The organism is Streptomyces sp. NPDC021356 (assembly GCF_040641015.1).
GTDB lineage: Bacteria > Actinomycetota > Actinomycetes > Streptomycetales > Streptomycetaceae > Streptomyces.
Map to the genome: position 1 here is coordinate 15,411 of NZ_JBFACU010000021.1, position 18,073 is coordinate 33,483.

The window sequence follows — 18,073 nt, forward strand, 5'->3', positions numbered from 1 at the left end:
TACCCCGGACGAGACCTTTCCGTGACCTGGCCGGTAAACGACGGCCACGACGAGGGGCCCCGGCCGCCTCAGCAGGCGGTCGGGGCCCGGAAAACGCCGGTCAGGATGGTCAGCGTGCGGCGCGGTTGACGGCCGAGACGACCGCCTTCAGCGACGCACGTGTCGTGTTCGCATCGATCCCGATGCCCCACATGACCTTGTCCTCGATCGCGCATTCGATGTAGGAGGCGGCCTGCGCGGAGGCGCCCTCGCTCATCGTGTGCTCCTGGTAGTCCAGCAGGCGTACGTCGACGCCGATGGCCTGGAGGGCGTCGAAGAACGCGGAGATCGGGCCGTTGCCGGACCCGGTCAGGACCGTGTCCGCGCCGTCGACGGTGGCCTCGACGGTGAGCGTGTCCACGCCGTCGGTGTCGGTGGTCGACTGGCCCGTCCTGACCTGGATGCGGCCCCAGGCGTTGTCCGGGTTGGGCAGGTACTCGTCCTGGAAGGTCGCCCAGATCTCGCCCGGCGTGACCTCGCCGCCCTCGGCGTCCGTCTTCGCCTGGATGATCTTCGAGAACTCGATCTGCATCCGGCGGGGCAGGTCCAGCTTGTGGTCGTTCTTCAGGACGTAGGCGATGCCGCCCTTGCCGGACTGCGAGTTGACGCGGATGACCGCCTCGTAGGAGCGGCCGACGTCCTTCGGGTCGATCGGCAGGTACGGCACCGCCCACTCGATGTCGTCGACCGTGACGCCCTTGGCCTTCGCGTCGGCCTCCATGGCGTCGAAGCCCTTCTTGATGGCGTCCTGGTGGGAGCCGGAGAAGGACGTGTAGACCAGGTCGCCCACGTACGGGTGGCGCGGGTGGACCTCCATCTGGTTGCAGTACTCCCACGTGCGACGGATCTCGTCGATGTCGGAGAAGTCGATCTGCGGGTCGACGCCCTGCGAGAACAGGTTCATGCCCAGGGTGACCAGGTCGACGTTGCCGGTGCGCTCGCCCTGCCCGAACAGGCAGCCCTCGACGCGGTCGGCGCCGGCCATGACGGCCAGCTCGGCCGCCGCCACCGCCGTGCCGCGGTCGTTGTGCGGGTGGACGGACAGGCAGACGTACTCGCGGCGGGAGAGGTTGCGGTGCATCCACTCGAAGCGGTCCGCGTGCGTGGACGGCGCCGAACGCTCCACGGTGGCGGGCAGGTTGAGGATGATCTCGCGGCCCGGACCCGGCTGGTAGACGTCCATGACCGCCTCGCAGACCTCCAGCGCGAAGTCCAGCTCGGTGTCGGTGAAGATCTCGGGGCTGTACTGGTAGCCGAACTCCGTCTCGGGGCCCAGCAGCTTCTCGGCGTACTCCACCACCAGGCGGGTGCCGTCGACGGCGATCTGCTTGATGTCGTCCCTGGAGCCGCGGAAGACGACCCGGCGGAAGACCGGCGCGGTCGCGTTGTACAGGTGGACGGTGGCCCGCCTGGCGCCCTTCAGGGACTCCACGGTCCGCTCGATCAGGTCCTCGCGGGCCTGGGTCAGTACGGAGATCGTGACGTCGTCCGGGATCGCGCCCTCCTCCTCGATGATGGAGCGCACGAAGTCGAAGTCGGTCTGGCCGGAGGCCGGGAAGCCGACCTCGATCTCCTTGTAGCCCATCTTGACCAGCAGGTCGAACATGGCGCGCTTGCGGGCGGGCGACATCGGGTCGATCAGGGCCTGGTTGCCGTCACGCAGGTCGGTGGAGAGCCAGCGGGGGGCGGCGGTGATCCGCTGCTCGGGCCACGTGCGGTCGGGGATGTCGACCTGCTCGTACTGGCCGTACTTGTGGATCGGCATGGAACTGGACTGCTGGCGGTTGACCATGGTGGCGTGGGCTCCTCAGGAGTTCCGCGGTGACGCGGGTGCCGGGATGACGGCCGACGGCGCAACGCCAGACTCCGCGGGGAGGGGGTCGGCCTACGACTACAGGCCCTCGCCGCGGCAGCTAAGGAGAAGCAGCCCGAAACGCATGGTGCTGTGCAGCCTAGCCGAGCCGCGCCGGATGCGCGGGCCCGGTCCAGTATGCGAAACGGGGACCCGAAAAAGGGGCGAAGGGGACAAAAAGTGCGCGATGTCACTCCACGCAGCCACCCCTACCCTTCGCGATCGCCGCGTGAACCCCTTGCCCTGATTTTTCACCAATCAAGATTGCAGGTAGTGACTTTGACGTCACGCAGTGCGATGGTCGACCTATGACCACTCACGGGGGCCCCGAGCCCGTCCTCAAGCCTGTCCCCAAGCCCGTCTTCTGCACCTTCGTGCCGCCCCACGTCCTGGACCGCCTCGCGCGCAGCGACGACCCGGCGCTCTCCGAGCCGGCCCGCCGCAGCCTGCAGCGCGACGCCATGGAGCGCACCCGCCGCCGCCTGACCACCGTCATCGGCGCACCCGCCGTCGCCCCGCCCGCCGGCAAGCAGGCCGAGCAGCCGCACCGCACCGTCTACGACGCCCACCACGGCACCGACCTGCCCGGCACCAAGGTCCGCGGCGAGGGCCAGCAGCCCGGCAAGGACGCCACGGTCAACCGCGCCTACTCCGGCCTCGGCGCCACCTTCGAGCTGTACCTGAAGGCGTACGGCCGCGACTCCGTCGACGGCAGCGGCCTCCCGCTGAACGCGAGCGTGCACTACGACGAGAAGTACAACAACGCCTTCTGGAACGGCGAACAGATGGTGTTCGGCGACGGCGACGGCGAGATCTTCCTCGACTTCACCATCCCGGTCGACGTCATCGGCCACGAACTGACCCACGGCGTCACCCAGCACACCGCCAACCTCGCCTACTTCGGCCAGTCCGGCGCGCTCAACGAGTCGGTCTCCGATGTCTTCGGCTCGCTGATCAAGCAGTACACGCTCGGCCAGACCGCCGCCGACGCCGACTGGCTGATCGGCGCGGGCCTGCTCGCCCCGCACGTGCAGGGCGTCGCACTGCGCTCGATGAAGGCGCCCGGCACGGCGTACGACGACGACCGGCTCGGCAAGGACCCCCAGCCCGCCACCATGGACGACTACGTCCACACCGGCAGCGACAACGGCGGCGTGCACATCAACTCCGGCATCCCCAACCACGCCTTCTACCTGGCCGCCACCGCGCTCGGCGGCCACGCCTGGGAGAAGGCCGGGCAGGTCTGGTACGACGTGCTGACCGGCGGAAAGCTCAAGGAGGACGCGGACTTCGCGGCCTTCGCCACCCTCACCGTGCAGGCCGCGCGCGAGCGGTTCGGCGCGGGCGACGCGCTCCAGGCCGTGCAGAAGGCCTGGTCGCAGGTGGGGGTGCCGACATCCTGATTCCGTACTAGAACACCTCCCATGCATATTCGAGTACGACGCACGGGCGGCTTCGCGGGCATCGAGCGGCAGGCCGAGGTGGACACGACGGACCTGCCCGATGCCCCCGAGTGGCACGCCCTGGCCGAGAAGGCCCTCGCCGCCGGCCGGAGCAGCGCACCGGCCGGGGTGCCCGACGGGTTCCACTACGAGATCACGGTCGACGGGAGGACGGTCCACGCCGCCGACCCGCGCCTGACCGAGGACCAGCGCGCGCTGATCTCCCGGGTGCTCAAGGAAGGCGCGTGAGCGCGCGCACCCGTGAACATCTGGACGTCTGGACGTCTGGCCCTACTGAACGCCTGAAGACCCCTGAACGCCTTTCGACGCACGGCCGTTGACTTCTGTTACCGCCGGTACGGATGATCCGCGCATGGCGACTGACGCAGGCACCTCAGGCACTTCAGCCGGGGCGGTCCCCCGGTTCCCGGACGGCTTCCTGTGGGGCGTGTCCACCTCGGCGCACCAGATCGAGGGCGCGGCCGGCGAGCGCGAGCCGTCCGTGTGGGACGCGTTCACCGCCGAGCCCGGCCGGATCAAGGACGGCTCGACGGCGGCCGTGGCCTGCGACCACTACCACCGCCACGCCGAGGACGTCGCCCTGCTGGCCCGGCTCGGCGTGGACGCCTACCGCTTCTCCGTCTCCTGGCCCCGGGCCGGCTCCCCCGGCGGCCTCGGCTTCTACGACCGGCTCGTCGACGAGCTGTGCGCGGCCGGCGTCCGCCCCGTCCCCACCCTCTTCCACTGGGACCTGCCGGCCCGCCTCGACTGGCTCCAGCGGGACACGGCGCAGCGGTTCGCGGAGTACGTGTCGGTGGTGGCGGAGCGGCTGGGCGACCGCGTCACGAAGTGGATCACCCTCAACGAGCCCGCCGAACACACCCTGCTGGGCCACGCGCTGGGCGTGCACGCCCCCGGCAAGCGGCTGCTGTTCGACGCGCTGCCCGTCGCCCACCACCAGCTCCTCGCCCACGGTCTCGCCGTACAGGCGCTGCGCGCGGCCGGGGCCACCGACATCGGCATCGCCAACTCCCACGGCCCCACCTGGCCGGCGTCTGGGGAGACGGCGGACGTGGAGGCGGCGGACTTCTACGACCTGCTGCTCAACCGCCTGTTCGCCGACCCGCTGCTGCTGGGCCGGTACCCGGAGGGGATCGGCGAGCTGATGCCGGGTGCCCCCGGGAACATCGAGGCCGACCTCGAGGTGATCGCCCAACCGCTGGACTGGTACGGGATCAACTACTACGCACCGGCCCTGGTGGGCGCCCCGCAGGGCACCGACGCGGAGTTCGGCGGGGTCACGCTCCCCACCGAACTGCCCTTCAGCGTGCGGGAGATCGAGGGCCGCCCGGTCACCGACTTCGGCTGGCCGGTGGTCCCCGAGGGGCTGACCGAACTGCTGACCGGCTTCCGCTCCCGCTACGGCGACCGCCTCCCCCCGATCGTCATCACCGAGAACGGCTGCGCCTACGACGGCCTCGACGACCAGGACCGCATCACCTATCTGGACGGCCACCTCAGGGCCCTGCACCGCGCGCTGACAGCGGGCGTGGACGTCCGCGGCTACTTCGTGTGGTCCCTGCTGGACAACTGGGAATGGGCCGAGGGCTACGCCCGCCGCTTCGGCCTGGTCCACGTCGACTACGAAACGCAGCGACGCACCCCGAAGGCGTCGTACACCTGGTTCCGGGACGTACTCCGGGCCCAGAGGTGACCCGACGCCCCGAGCACGCCGCGAAGACGTCGGGACCGGCCGCGCCCGGCGGGGCGGACGCGCTCGGGGAGCCGGTCGAGGGGGTGGGACGGGGGTGGACCGCCGCGCTCTCGCTTGCCAACGGGGCTGTCTGGGTGGGGTGGTACGGGCCGTTGCAGATCCTGCTCGCCGCTCAGGCGGGGGATCTCGCGGCGGGCACCGGCATGTCCAAGGAGTCCCTGCTGGCCTGGGTGACGGGCGCGGGCGCGGTGGTGTCGCTGGTGGCGAACCCGTTCTTCGGCGCGCTGTCCGACCGGACGACGGCACGCCGGGGCCGCCGCTCCCCGTGGATCGTGACCGGGGCGGCGGGCGGCGCGTTGTCGCTGCTGCTGCTCGCGGGCGCGGGCACGGTCGCCGTCATGACGGTCGGCTGGTGCCTGGTCCAGCTGACGCTGAACGCGGCCTTCGCGGCGCTGACGGCGGCGGTGCCGGACCGGGTGCCGCGCGCGCAGCGCGGGTCGGTGGGCGGCTGGCTGGGAGCGGCGCAGATCCTCGGCGTGGTCGGCGGGACGGGCCTGGCGACGCTCGCGGGCGGCACCGGGGCCGGTTACGCGGCGTGCGCGGTGTTCACCCTGGCGGGCGTGCTGCCGTACGTCCTGCTCCACCGTGACCTGCGGCTGGCACCGGCGGACCGTCCGCCCTGGTCCGTGCGCGCCTTCCTCGGCGGCTTCCTGCTGAGCCCCCGCCGCCACCCGGACCTGGCCTGGGCCTGGCTGACCCGGTTCCTGATCAACCTCAGCAATTCCCTGGTGCTGCTCTATCTCCTCTACTACCTGCGCGACCGCATCGGGTACGCCGATCCCGAGCGGGGCGTGCTCGTCCTCACGGCGGTGAACGGAGTGACCCTGCTCGCCACCGTCGTGGCCGCAGGCGTGTGGTCGGACCGGGTGGGCCGCCGCAAACCGTTCGTGGTCTGGTCCGGTGTGCTGATGGCGGTGGCCACGGCAGCCCTGTCGGTGTGGCAGACCTGGCCGGGCGCGATCGCCGCGGCGGCGGTCCTCGGCGTCGGCTTCGGCGTCTTCACCTCGGTCGACTTCGCCCTGATGACCGACGTGCTGCCCACGGCCCTGGACCGCGGCAAGGACCTCGGCGTCATCAACGTCGCCAACGCCCTCCCCCAGGTCGCGGCCCCGGCGATGGCGGCGCCGATCGTGACGTACCTCGGCGGCTACCGCGTGCTCTACCTGGTCGCGGGCGTGATCGGGCTGGCCGGGGCGGTGCTGGTGGGCCGTGTCCGGGGCGTGGACTGAGGCCCGGCCGCTCGCCGTGAGGCCCGGCCGCTCGCCGTCGCCGCGGGGCGGGGCCCCGGGGCGACCGGGGCGGGCGGCGGGGCCGCCGGGGCGGGGCGGCACCGAAAAGTCCTACGGCGTTGTCACCGCACCGTCGTACCCTGGGAAGCGCGAGGCCGCCCTCAGCTGTGCGGCCGTGACGAGGAGGAATCGCAGGCGTCGAGCGCCGGCCCATGACTCAGACACCCGCAGCCAACACCCCCGCGCAGGGGCAGGCGAGAGCACAGTTCACCGTCCCCGCCCAGCACCCCATGGTGACCGTGCTGGGTTCCGGCGACTCCCTCCTGCGCGTGATCGAGAAGGCCTTCCCGGGGGCCGACATCCATGTCCGGGGCAACGAGATCAGCGCGGTCGGCGACCCGTCGGACGTCGCCCTGATACAGCGCGTGTTCGACGAGATGATGCTGGTGCTCCGCACCGGGCAGCCGATGACGGAGGACGCAGTGGAACGCTCGATCGCCATGCTCAAGGCGAGCGAGAACGGGGAGAGCGACGGCCAGGAGACCCCGGCCGAGGTGCTGACGCAGAACATCCTGTCCTCGCGTGGCCGCACCATCCGCCCCAAGACGCTCAACCAGAAGCGGTACGTCGACGCGATCGACAAGCACACGATCGTCTTCGGTATCGGCCCCGCCGGTACCGGCAAGACGTACCTGGCCATGGCCAAGGCGGTGCAGGCCCTGCAGTCCAAGCAGGTCAACCGCATCATCCTGACCCGCCCCGCGGTCGAGGCCGGCGAGCGCCTCGGCTTCCTGCCGGGCACGCTCTACGAGAAGATCGACCCCTACCTGCGCCCGCTGTACGACGCGCTGCACGACATGCTCGACCCGGACTCGATCCCGCGGCTGATGGCGGCGGGGACCATCGAGGTGGCGCCGCTGGCGTACATGAGGGGCAGAGCGCAACCGACCTTCACCAACGTCCTGACCCCGGATGGCTGGCGGCCAATGGGAGACCTTCGAGTCGGCGACCTGGTCATCGGTTCCAATGGCGAGCCGACCCCGGTCCTCGGCGTCTACCCGCAGGGCGAAAAGGACATCTACCGCGTCACGGCCCAGGACGGCTCCTGGACCCTGTGCTGTGGCGAGCACCTCTGGACCGTCCGTACGGCCTCCGACAAGCGCCGGAACAAGCCGTGGCGGGTTTTGGAGACGCAGGACATGATCGGCAACCTGCGCGCAGCGCACGCCCGCCGCTACGAGCTGCCGATGCTCACGGCTCCAGTGTGCCTCCCGGAGCACGAGGTCCCGATGGACCCGTACGCGCTCGGGTTGCTCCTCGGTGACGGCTGCCTGACCGGTTCCACCACACCCTCGTTCGCGACGGAGGACCCCGAGCTGGCAGCGGCGCTGGAGGCGGCCCTTCCGGGAATGTCGGTACGGCATCGCGGTGGCCCGGACTACGTCCTCAACCGGATCAAGGCTCCGGGGGACGTGATCACCCTGGAAAATCCAGTCACGGGCGTTCTGCGCAAGCTGGACCTACTGCGCACCCGCTCGCACACCAAGTTCGTCCCCGACGACTACCTGTACAACTCGGCCGACGTACGGCTGGCCGTCCTCCAGGGGCTGCTCGACTCGGACGGCGGTCCGGTCACCCAGAGGAACCGCACCTGCCGGATTCAGTACACGACGACATCCATCCTGCTCCGCGACGACGTGGTCTCTCTCGTACAGTCTCTGGGCGGTGTCGCATACAGCCGTCGTAGGGCCGCTGAGGGTCGCAAGCCGGGCCTGGCAAAGGGACGGGAGGTCGCGTACCCGCGTGACGCCCACATCGTCGACATCCGCCTCCCCGAAGGCATCGAGCCCTTCCGCCTGGCCCGCAAGCGCGACAAGTACGACGCGGAGGGGGGCGGCGGGCGCCCGATGCGATTCATCGACAGCATCGAGCCCGCGGGCCGCGAGGAATGCGTCTGCATCCAGGTGGCGGCCGAGGACTCCCTGTACGTCACGCAGGACTACCTGCTGACGCACAACACACTGAACGACGCGTTCATCATCCTGGACGAGGCGCAGAACACCAGCCCCGAGCAGATGAAAATGTTCCTCACCCGGCTCGGCTTCGACTCGAAGATCGTCATCACGGGTGACGTCACCCAGGTGGACCTGCCGAGCGGCACCAAGTCGGGTCTGCGGCAGGTGCAGGACATCCTGGAGGGCGTCGAGGACGTCCACTTCTCCCGGCTCTCGTCGCAGGACGTCGTACGGCACAAGCTGGTGGGCCGTATCGTCGACGCGTACGAGAAGTACGACAGCACGCACGGCACCGAGAACGGCGGCGTGCCCAAGGGCGGCGGCCGGTCCAGGACCGCCGGTCACGGGCACGGGCACAAGGGGAAGTAGACCAGCACGACCATGTCGATCGACGTCAACAACGAGTCCGGAACCGAGGTCGACGAGCAGGCGATCCTCGACATCGCCCGCTACGCACTCGCGCGGATGCGCATCCACCCGCTCTCCGAGCTCTCGGTGATCGTCGTGGACGCCGACGCCATGGAGCAGCTGCACATCCAGTGGATGGACCTGCCGGGGCCGACGGATGTCATGTCCTTCCCGATGGACGAGCTGCGTCCGCCGGGCAAGGACGACGACGAGCCCCCGCAGGGTCTGCTCGGCGACATCGTGCTGTGCCCGGAGGTCGCCGCCAGGCAGGGCGCCGAGGCGGAGACGCGGCACTCCATGGACGAGGAGCTCCAGCTGCTCACCGTCCACGGCGTGCTGCACCTGCTCGGCTACGACCACGAGGAGCCGGACGAGAAGGCCGAGATGTTCGGTCTCCAGGCGGCGATCGTGGACGGCTGGCGTGCGGAGCGGGGCCTTCAGGGCCCGTCCCCCGCGCCGACCGTCTCGTAACCGGCGATGAGTCCGCAGATCGTCGTCGGCGCGGTCGCCCTGGTCGTCGTCGCCTGGCTCGCCGCCTGCGCGGAGGCGGGCCTCGCGCGCGTCTCCGGCTTCCGCGCCGAGGAGGCCGTGAAGTCCGGCCGCCGGGGCGGCGCCAAGCTGGCCCAGGTCGCCGCCGACCCGACCCGCTATCTGAACGTGGCCCTGCTGGTCCGCGTCGCCTGCGAGATGGCGGCGGCCTCGCTGGTCACCTACGCCTGCCTGGAGTCGTTCTCCGGCACGGCCGAGGCGCTGGTGGTCGCGATCGCGGTCATGGTCCTCGTGTCGTACGTCGCCGTCGGCGTCTCCCCGCGCACCATCGGCCGCCAGCACCCGCTGAACACGGCCACCGTGGCGGCGTACGTGCTGGTGCCGCTCGCCCGGATCATGGGCCCGATCCCCTCGCTGCTGATCCTCATCGGCAACGCGCTCACCCCGGGCAAGGGCTTCAGGCGCGGCCCGTTCGCCTCGGAGGCCGAGCTGCGCGCGCTGGTCGACCTGGCCGAGCGGGAGTCGCTGATCGAGGACGACGAGCGCCGGATGGTGCACTCGGTCTTCGAACTCGGGGACACGCTGGTGCGGGAGGTCATGGTGCCGCGCACCGACCTCGTCGTCATCGAGCGGTACAAGACCATCCGCCAGGCCCTCACGCTGGCGCTGCGCTCCGGTTTCTCCCGGATCCCGGTCACCGGGGAGAGCGAGGACGACGTCGTCGGCATCGTGTACCTGAAGGACCTGGTGCGGCGCACGCACATCAGCCGGGACGCGGAGAGCGATCTGGTGTCCACGGCGATGCGCTCGGCCGTCTTCGTGCCGGACACGAAGAACGCCGGTGACCTGCTGCGCGAGATGCAGAAGGAACGCAACCACGTCGCGGTCGTCATCGACGAGTACGGCGGCACGGCCGGGATCGTCACCATCGAGGACATCCTGGAGGAGATCGTCGGCGAGATCACCGACGAGTACGACCGTGAGCTGCCCCCGGTGGAGGACCTGGGCGAGGGCCGCCACCGGGTCACCGCCCGCCTCGACATCACCGACCTGGGCGAGCTGTACGGCCTGGAGGAGTACGACGACGAGGACGTGGAGACGGTCGGCGGGCTGCTCGCCAAGGCGCTCGGCCGGGTCCCCATCGCCGGGGCCTCGGCCCTCGTCGAACTGCCCGACGGGCGGGCGCTGCGACTGACCGCGGAGTCCGCCGCGGGCCGCCGGAACAAGATCGTGACGGTGCTGGTGGAGCCGGTGGAGCCGTCCGAGGAGGGTGAGGACCCCGAGTGACGCCCCAGGAGTTGCGCGCCCTGTGCCTGTCCTTCAACGCGGCCGTGGAGGACTTCCCCTTCAACCCGGAGACCTCCGTCTTCAAGGTCATGGGCAAGCTGTTCGCGCTGACGGCGCTGGACGGGCGGCCCCTGACCGTCAACCTCAAGTGCGACCCCGAGGACGCGGCCCGGCTGCGCGGGGAGCACCCGGGGCTGGTCGTCCCCGGCTGGCACATGAACAAGCGGCACTGGAACACGGTCACGGTCGACGGCGAGCTCCCGGACCGGCTGGTCCGGGAGCTGGTCGAGGACTCCTACGATCTGGTGGTGGCCGGGCTGCCGCGTGCCGAGCGGCTCCGCCTCGACCGCCCCTGAGGCGTCCGGGGCGATCGGGAGCCGCGCGGCCGCTCAGGCCGCCGGGCCCTCCGCGGCCTTCCTGCCGCGCAGGCCAAGGCCGACCAGCACCGCCGCCGCCAGCACGATCACCGCGTCCAGGGTGAGCACGGTGTGGACACCGGCGAGCAGGTCGTCGGAGGTGGTGGCCAGCACGCCCAGCAGCGGGATGCCGACCGTGATGCCGACCTGCTGGGTGGAGGTGACCAGTCCGGTGGCCAGGCCCTGCTCCGCGTCGGGGACGCCCGAGGTGACGGTCAGACCGTAGGAGATGATCGCGCCCAGGTGGCACATGCTGGCCAGCGAGACGGCGGCGGTGGCCAGCCAGACCGACCACGTGTGGGCGTCGAGGCCGAGCAGCGCGGCGATCAGCGCGCCCTGCCCGGCCAGCGAGCCGACCAGTGTGCGGCGGGCGCCGAAGCGGCCGATGACCTTCGCGGCGTTCGAGCCGGCGACCGCCGACAGCACGCCCTGCACCCCGAAGACGAGGCCTGTCTCGAAGGCCGACAGGTGCAGGATCTCCTGGAGGTACAGGGTCAGGGCGAAGACCACCGTCGACATCATCGAGAAGGTGACCAGGCCGCCCACGTTGCCCCAGGCGACCGTGCGGCGGCGCAGCATGGGCAGCGAGACCAGCGGGGCGGCGCAGCGGGACTCCACGACCACGAAGGCGGTCAGCAGCGCGAGGCCCGCGAGCAGGGTCGCGATGACGTCGGCGCGGCCGAAGCCGTGGTCGGCGGCGGTGGACAGGGCGTAGATCAGCGAGAGCAGACCGGTGGTGACGGCGACCGCGCCGGGCACGTCCAGGCGCGGGCGGTCCGGGGTGCGGGACTCGGGGAGCAGGCCGGGGGCGAGCGGCAGCACGATCAGCGCGAAGACGGTGAGCAGCGCCATGGTGGAGCGCCAGCCGAGGGCGTCGGTGAGGACGCCGCCGGCGACCATGCCGACGGTGAAGCCCAGCGAGAGCAGGGTGCCGGAGATGCCGAGGGCGCGGTCGCGGGCCGGGCCCTCGGGGAAGGTCGTGGTCAGCAGGGACATGCCGGTCGGCACGATCGCCGCCGCGCCCAGCCCCTGCAGCGCCCGCCCGGCCAGGAAGGAGGCGGGGTCCCAGGCGAGCGTGGCCAGCAGCGAGGAGGCGCCGAACAGGGCCAGGCCGGCCAGGAACAGCCGGCGCCGGCCGAACAGGTCGCCGACGCGGCCGAACAGCAGCAGGAAGCCGCCGGAGGGGAGCGCGAACGCGGTGACCGCCCACTGGAGCGCGGACCGGCTCATGCCGAGGTCGGTGCCCAGGTCCGGCAGGGCCACGTTCAGGACGGAGAAGTCCAGGGCGACCATGAACTGGGCCGCGCACAGGACGAAGAGGACCAGCCTGTCGCGCGTCGACAGCCGGGGGGCGTCGGGCGCCGCCCGGTCGGGCCCGGCGGCGGGGGCGGGTGGAGTGGTCGTGGGTGTGCTGGTCGTGGTGGTGTCGATCGCCATGGGCAAGAGCTTCGTGCGGCCGGAATACCCGTGGGGAGTCGGCACTTATGGTGGTGGTGGCACCACCAGACAGCACGAGGGGGAGCGGTACGTGCCCGAGACGGACGTGTTCAAGAGTCAGCGGCGGCGCGAGCTGCGCGAGTTCCTGATGAGCAGGCGGGCCCGGGTGACACCGGCCCAGGCGGGGCTACCCGACGGCGGCGCCCGGCGGCGCACGCCCGGGCTGCGGCGCGAGGAGGTCGCCGTGCTCGCCGGAGTGGGCGCCTCCTGGTACCAGTGGCTGGAGCAGGGCCGGGACATCTCCGTCTCCCCGCAGGTCCTCGACGCGGTGGCCCGGGTGCTCCGGCTCGGCAACACCGAGCGCCGCCACCTGTACCTGCTCGCCGGGCTGAACCCGCCCGCGCCCGAAGTGGCCCCGGACAAGCGGGACATGTGCGAGGGGCTGCGGCGGCTGATCGACACCTGGATGCCGTATCCGGCGCACATCATGGACCTGTACTACAACTGCGTCATGTACAACGACGCCGCCGCCGTGGTGCTGGGCATGCGCCCGGACATCACGCAGAACTGCCTCGTCGACTTCTTCACCGATCCGCTGTACCGCTCCCGCTCGCAGAGCTGGGAGCGCAATGCGCGCACGGTCGTCGCGCAGTTCCGCGCCGCGTGCGCCGCCCGCCCCGGCGACGAGGGGTACCGGGCGGTCCTGGCCCAGGTGTCGGAGGCCAGCGAGGAGTTCACCGCGCTGTGGGAGGAACGGGACATCGAGGAGCCGGGGCAGGTCCGCAAGGAGCTGGAGCACCCGCTGGTGGGCCTGCTGTGCGTGGAGTCGACGGCGATGAAGGTGCCGGCCCGGCCGGACCTGACGGTGGTGCTGCACACGCCGCTGGACGAGGCGAACACCGCCTCGAAACTGGAGTGGCTGGCCTCGCCCGAGGGGCGACGCGGAACGATGTACCCGGTGGCGGGGTGAGCCGTACGGCCGCCGGTGCGGCTCCGTATGCTCGGATCATGACCGACAGCAACGCGCTCGACCCCGAGGACCGCAAGATCGTCACCCTGGCCCGTTCGGTACGGGCCCGCAACGGCGTGCCGGAGGGCGCGGCGGTACGGGACGAGACGGGCCGGACCTACGCCGCCGGTTCGGTGCACCTCGCCTCGCTGAAGCTGAGCGCCCTGCAGACGGCGGTGGCGATGGCGGTGGCGTCGGGGGCGACCTCGCTGGAGGCGGCGGCCGTGGTCAGCGAGGCGGAAGGGCTCGCGCCCGAGGACCTGTCCGCCGTGGGCGACCTGGGCGGGGCCGGGACGCCGGTGCTGCTGGCGGGGCCCGACGGCACCGTGCGGGTGACCCGGCCGGCGGGTCCGGCGCAGTAGCCGCGGGGCGCCCGCCCGCGCGGGGCGGTCGCGGGGCCGTGCCCGTCGAGACGGCCGCGCGGCCCGGCGCAGGCTCAGAGCGCGTCGGGGCCGCGTTCGCCCGTCCGGACGCGTACGACCGTCTCGACGGGCACGGCCCACACCTTGCCGTCGCCGATCTTCCCGGTGCGTGCCGCGCGGACCACGGCGTCGACGACCGCTTCGGCGTCGGCGTCCTCGACGACCACCTCGATGCGGACCTTCGGCACGAGGTCGACGCGGTACTCGGCGCCCCGGTACACCTCCGTGTGGCCGCGCTGACGGCCGTAGCCGCTCGCCTCGGTCACCGTCAGGCCCTGCACGCCCAGCTCCTGGAGCGCGGTCTTGACCTCGTCGAGGCGGTACGGCTTGACGATCGCGGTGATGAGCTTCATGCCTGGTGGCCGGCCTTCCGGGCGAAGGAGGGGACGGGGGACGCGCCGACGGGGGCGCCGTGCCCGAGGACCCCGTGATCGTAGGCCGTCTCGGCGTGCACCGTGAGGTCGAGGCCGGTGTGCTCCTGCTCCTCGCTCGCCCGCAGTCCCATCACCTTGTCGAGCAGCTTGCCCAGGCCGTACGTCATCACGAAGGCGTACGCCGCGACGGCCGCCACCGCGAGCGCCTGCCTGCCCAGCGGGGCGAGCCCGCCGCCGTAGAGGAGGCCGTCCGTGCCGCCGGTCATCGCCTTGCACGCGAACAGACCGATGAGCAGGGTGCCGACGATGCCGCCGACCAGGTGGACGCCGACGACGTCCAGGGAGTCGTCGTAGTTCAGCCTGAATTTCCAGCTCACCGCGTACGAGCACAGGCAGCCCGCGGCGAGGCCGACGGCCAGGGCGCCGAGCAGCGAGACCGTGCCGCAGGAGGGGGTGATCGCGACCAGGCCGGCGACCGCGCCCGAGGCGGCGCCCAGGGTGGTGGGGTGCCCGTCGCGCCTGTTCTCCACGAGGAGCCAGCCGAGCAGGCCGGTGCAGCCCGCGGCGAGGGTGTTGAGGAAGACGGCCGCCGCCAGGCCGTTCGCGCCCATCGCCGACCCCGCGTTGAACCCGAACCAGCCGAACCAGAGCAGTCCGGCGCCGAGCATCACCATGGGCAGGTTGTGCGGGCGCATCGCGTCCTTCTTGAAGCCGAGGCGCGGGCCGAGGACCAGGCAGAGCGCGAGGCCGGAGGCGCCGGAGGTGATCTCGACCGGGAGGCCGCCCGCGAAGTCGAGCGCGCCGAGGCCCTGCCCGATCCAGCCACCCGGACCCCACACCCAGTGCGTGACGGGTACGTATACGAGCAGCGTCCACACCGGGACCAGGACCAGCCAGGCACCGAACTTCGCGCGGTCGGCGACCGCACCGCTGATCAGCGCCGCCGTGATGATCGCGAAGGTGAGCTGGAAGGCGGCGAAGAGGAGGGTGGGGACGGTGCCGTGGACGTCGGCCGGGCCGATGCCCGCGAGGCCGGCCTCGCGCAGGCCGCCGATCAGGCCGCCGGCCGTGTCGCCGCCGAAGACGAGGGAGTAGCCGCACAGCAGCCAGACCACGGTCACCAGGGCGATCGACACGAAACTCATCATCAGCATGTTGAGCACGCTCTTGGTGCGCACCATGCCGCCGTAGAAAAGCGCGAGGCCCGGGGTCATGAGGAGGACCAGGGCGGTGGCGGCGAGCAGCCAGGCGGTGTCGCCGGTGTCGAGGCGTGGGGCGGCCAGGTTCACGGTGGTCACGGCGGTCACGGTGTCTCCAACGCGGACGGGGGCTCGTCAGAGGGTCACCGGTGTGCGTTTCCGGTCGCGTACGGGTGTGTTTCCGTCACGTTTCGTGTTGCGTCGGGGTTGCGCGGGGGTTTCCACCGGCTCACGGCGGGGCGGGACGGGGGCGGTGCGAGGCGGGGTGAGGGCGGCCCGGGGCCGGGCGTGCGGCGGGGCGTCGTGGATCAGGGACAATGGGCGCCATGAGCGTTCGTACCCAGTCATCCGAGCAGTCCGCCGAGGCTGCCCACCGAGCCGGCTTCGCCTGTTTCGTGGGCCGCCCCAACGCGGGCAAGTCCACCCTCACGAACGCTCTGGTCGGGCAGAAGGTGGCGATCACCTCGAACCGGCCGCAGACGACCCGGCACACCGTGCGGGGCATCGTGCACCGGCCGGACGCGCAGCTGATCCTGGTGGACACGCCGGGGCTGCACAAGCCGCGCACCCTGCTGGGCGAGCGGCTGAACGACGTGGTGCGGGCGACGTGGGCCGAGGTCGACGTGATCGGTTTCTGCCTGCCGGCCGACCAGAAGATCGGGCCCGGCGACCGGTTCATCGCCAAGGAGCTGGCGGGGATCAAGAGGACGCCGAAGGTCGCGATCGTCACGAAGACGGACCTCGTGGACTCCAAGGCGCTCGCCGAGCAGCTGATCGCGATCGACCAGCTCGGCAAGGAGCTGGGGATCGAGTGGGCCGAGATCGTGCCGGTGTCGGCGACGGGCGGCAAGCAGGTGGAGCTGCTCGCCGACCTGCTGATCCCGCTGCTGCCGGAGGGGCCCGCGCTGTATCCCGAGGGCGACCTGACCGACGAGCCCGAGCAGGTCATGGTGGCCGAGCTGATCCGGGAGGCGGCGCTGGAGGGGGTGCGGGACGAGCTGCCGCACTCCATCGCCGTGGTCGTCGAGGAGATGCTGCCGCGCGAGGACCGGCCGGCGGACAAGCCGCTGCTGGACATCCACGCGAACGTCTTCATCGAACGGCCCAGCCAGAAGGGGATCATCATCGGGCCGAAGGGGAAGCGGCTGAAGGACGTCGGGATCAAGTCCCGCAAGCAGATCGAGGCACTGCTGGGGACGCCGGTCTTCCTCGACCTGCACGTGAAGGTGGCCAAGGACTGGCAGCGCGACCCGAAGCAGCTGCGGCGGCTGGGGTTCTGAGGGGCTTACTCACGGGGAGCCGCCGGTCTCGCCCGCCCCGGCCGAAGGGCAGTGGGGCGGGCGACCGGCGGTGGGCGTCCCCGTACTCGTGCCCGTCCGGCCGGCGCAGCGCTCCCCCGGCCGGCCTCGGCCCACCCCGTCGCCCCACCCGTGCCTCACGAATCGGCTCCTACCCTCGACTGCCGGCGCACCACGACGGTGCGGGCCGCCCTGTCCCACTTGCTCTGGTGGTAGGTGCCCCGGTCCTTCGCCATCTGTGCCAGGCAGATCAGCGCCACCAGCACGTTCACCACCGGGAGCGCCAAGAAGGCCGCCCGGTCGAACTCGCGGAGAAACGTGTCCTTCCAGGACGGCGGCAAGGTTCCGTCTGTCCACAGGCGAACCACCCGTAGCCCGAACAGACGTTTCCCGACGGTGGTGCCCCACCGGTGCACCAACGGCAGGTAGTAGACGACGCCGCCGGCCGCGAACCCGACCGGTACCAGGACCAGCAGTGCGACGCCGTCGCTCCAAGTCGCCGCCGCCATGAAACCGAGGACCGCGAGCACAGACGCAATAACACTGTCCACACAACGCGCCGCGACCCTCCGGCCATTGGCCGCGAGAACGAACACCGGATCACCGGTCGCGGAGGCCACGGCCCCCGCATCCGTCACGTACTCGACGGTCGCCCCGTCAGGCCGTTCCCCCCGCAGAGGATCCATCGCGGCCAGGTGCTCCCGGTACCACTCCCGCCCCATCGCTCGCACAACCATGGAGGGAACACCCGGGACCCCTTCACGACTGACCACGGCCGCAGCCTCGAGACCCACGTTGGCTTCATCCTTACGTGTTTACCCCGACCCTCTGAATAGGTGGACGGGAAATAGATGAAACAAAAATCTACTGCCGTTCAAATCTCCTCTGGAGCCCCATCAGTCACATCCGGCAGGACTCCAGATTTACTCTCCAAATCCTATACGTTGCCGTCAAGACTTCCAGAAACCCCGCCGGAGAAATCTCGGCGGATCTTGCTGATTTCACTACCGCGACGGTCGCCGAATCCACTCCTCCAGCCCCAAGACAACCGCTTTTAGCTGGTTCTCAAAATCCGCACTAGAGAGCTCTCCACTGTCAAAAGATCGCCACACTTCGGACAGAACGTCAATCAGATCACTCTGCTTCATGAGGAGATCGGAGAGCTCTTCTCCGCTCAGCGAGTGCTTCCCCGTGGAAATCACCCATACGACGCTGGCCGCGTCCGCCGAGATTCCTCGCCCCGCGAGCTCGACAGCGCGCCACGAAACCCTTGGGTCAGCAGCAACCTTGAGGAATACATCGAGCGCCTCGGAGTTTCTTGCAGCCATTCACATTCCTTACAATCGGGACAGAGCGCTTGAATACGCCGGTCAATGCGTCATC

Annotated in this window: 17 protein-coding genes; 11 read left to right on the forward strand and 6 right to left on the reverse strand. The window is 70.9% G+C overall.

Features of this window, described 5'->3' with window-relative positions; translation table 11 throughout:
* Positions 1-109: 109 nt before the first annotated feature.
* Entirely contained in the window at positions 110-1,831 is a 1,722-nt protein-coding gene (gene leuA, locus AB0G56_RS26360) for a 2-isopropylmalate synthase (protein ID WP_360973402.1), read from the reverse strand.
* A gap of 368 nt (positions 1,832-2,199) precedes the next feature.
* Here leuA and AB0G56_RS26365 point away from each other — a divergent pair, with 368 nt between their 5' ends.
* The 8 genes from AB0G56_RS26365 to AB0G56_RS26400 all read left to right on the forward strand — a co-directional run bounded on the left by AB0G56_RS26365 (position 2,200) and on the right by AB0G56_RS26400 (position 10,891).
* Complete coding sequence (locus AB0G56_RS26365) at positions 2,200-3,294, forward strand: M4 family metallopeptidase (protein ID WP_360973404.1); 1,095 nt, start codon at positions 2,200-2,202, stop codon at positions 3,292-3,294.
* Between the two features lie 21 nt (positions 3,295-3,315).
* Complete coding sequence (locus AB0G56_RS26370; protein WP_360973406.1) at positions 3,316-3,582, forward strand: protealysin inhibitor emfourin; 267 nt, start codon at positions 3,316-3,318, stop codon at positions 3,580-3,582.
* Positions 3,583-3,706: 124 nt separating this feature from the next.
* On the forward strand, positions 3,707-5,047 hold the full coding sequence (locus tag AB0G56_RS26375; protein ID WP_360973408.1) for a GH1 family beta-glucosidase: 1,341 nt from the start codon (positions 3,707-3,709) through the stop codon (positions 5,045-5,047).
* 83 nt (positions 5,048-5,130) lie between these two features.
* Positions 5,131-6,336 (forward strand): MFS transporter, encoded by a 1,206-nt coding sequence (locus tag AB0G56_RS26380; RefSeq protein ID WP_360973558.1) that lies wholly within the window; start codon positions 5,131-5,133, stop codon positions 6,334-6,336.
* A 212-nt stretch (positions 6,337-6,548) separates the two neighbouring features.
* Positions 6,549-8,720, forward strand: coding sequence for a PhoH family protein (locus tag AB0G56_RS26385; RefSeq protein ID WP_360973410.1), 2,172 nt, complete (start codon positions 6,549-6,551; stop codon positions 8,718-8,720).
* 12 nt (positions 8,721-8,732) lie between these two features.
* Complete coding sequence (gene ybeY / locus AB0G56_RS26390; RefSeq protein WP_360973412.1) at positions 8,733-9,230, forward strand: rRNA maturation RNase YbeY; 498 nt, start codon at positions 8,733-8,735, stop codon at positions 9,228-9,230.
* Between the two features lie 6 nt (positions 9,231-9,236).
* A complete protein-coding gene (locus tag AB0G56_RS26395) occupies positions 9,237-10,535 on the forward strand; it encodes a hemolysin family protein (RefSeq protein WP_360973414.1) in 1,299 nt (432 codons plus the stop codon).
* A complete protein-coding gene (locus AB0G56_RS26400; protein ID WP_360973416.1) occupies positions 10,532-10,891 on the forward strand; it encodes an MmcQ/YjbR family DNA-binding protein in 360 nt (119 codons plus the stop codon). The genes AB0G56_RS26395 and AB0G56_RS26400 overlap by 4 nt, the downstream gene beginning before the upstream one ends.
* A gap of 33 nt (positions 10,892-10,924) precedes the next feature.
* Here AB0G56_RS26400 and AB0G56_RS26405 read toward each other — a convergent pair whose 3' ends face one another.
* Positions 10,925-12,388 (reverse strand): MFS transporter, encoded by a 1,464-nt coding sequence (locus AB0G56_RS26405; protein ID WP_360973418.1) that lies wholly within the window; start codon positions 12,386-12,388, stop codon positions 10,925-10,927.
* 148 nt (positions 12,389-12,536) lie between these two features.
* On the opposite strand from AB0G56_RS26405, the gene AB0G56_RS26410 reads away from it, so the two are divergent.
* Entirely contained in the window at positions 12,537-13,358 is an 822-nt protein-coding gene (locus AB0G56_RS26410; RefSeq protein WP_360973560.1) for a helix-turn-helix transcriptional regulator, read from the forward strand.
* A 38-nt stretch (positions 13,359-13,396) separates the two neighbouring features.
* A complete protein-coding gene (locus tag AB0G56_RS26415; RefSeq protein ID WP_360973420.1) occupies positions 13,397-13,759 on the forward strand; it encodes a cytidine deaminase in 363 nt (120 codons plus the stop codon).
* Positions 13,760-13,833: 74 nt separating this feature from the next.
* Here AB0G56_RS26415 and AB0G56_RS26420 read toward each other — a convergent pair whose 3' ends face one another.
* Entirely contained in the window at positions 13,834-14,172 is a 339-nt protein-coding gene (locus tag AB0G56_RS26420) for a P-II family nitrogen regulator (protein ID WP_360973422.1), read from the reverse strand.
* Positions 14,169-15,482 carry an ammonium transporter gene (locus tag AB0G56_RS26425; protein ID WP_360973562.1) on the reverse strand — a complete coding sequence of 438 codons (1,314 nt, stop codon included), beginning with the start codon at positions 15,480-15,482 and terminating at the stop codon, positions 14,169-14,171. The genes AB0G56_RS26420 and AB0G56_RS26425 overlap by 4 nt, the downstream gene beginning before the upstream one ends.
* 236 nt (positions 15,483-15,718) lie before the next feature.
* On the opposite strand from AB0G56_RS26425, the gene era reads away from it, so the two are divergent.
* Positions 15,719-16,672 carry a GTPase Era gene (gene era, locus AB0G56_RS26430; RefSeq protein ID WP_360973423.1) on the forward strand — a complete coding sequence of 318 codons (954 nt, stop codon included), beginning with the start codon at positions 15,719-15,721 and terminating at the stop codon, positions 16,670-16,672.
* Between the two features lie 155 nt (positions 16,673-16,827).
* Here the strand turns inward: era and AB0G56_RS26435 are convergent, their stop codons facing one another.
* Both AB0G56_RS26435 and AB0G56_RS26440 read right to left on the reverse strand, forming a co-directional pair.
* Positions 16,828-17,484 (reverse strand): RDD family protein, encoded by a 657-nt coding sequence (locus tag AB0G56_RS26435; protein WP_360973425.1) that lies wholly within the window; start codon positions 17,482-17,484, stop codon positions 16,828-16,830.
* 210 nt (positions 17,485-17,694) lie between these two features.
* The gene (locus AB0G56_RS26440; RefSeq protein WP_360973427.1) at positions 17,695-18,018 is read right to left on the reverse strand and encodes a hypothetical protein; all 324 of its coding nucleotides are present in this window, start codon (positions 18,016-18,018) and stop codon (positions 17,695-17,697) included.
* Positions 18,019-18,073 lie beyond the last annotated feature (55 nt).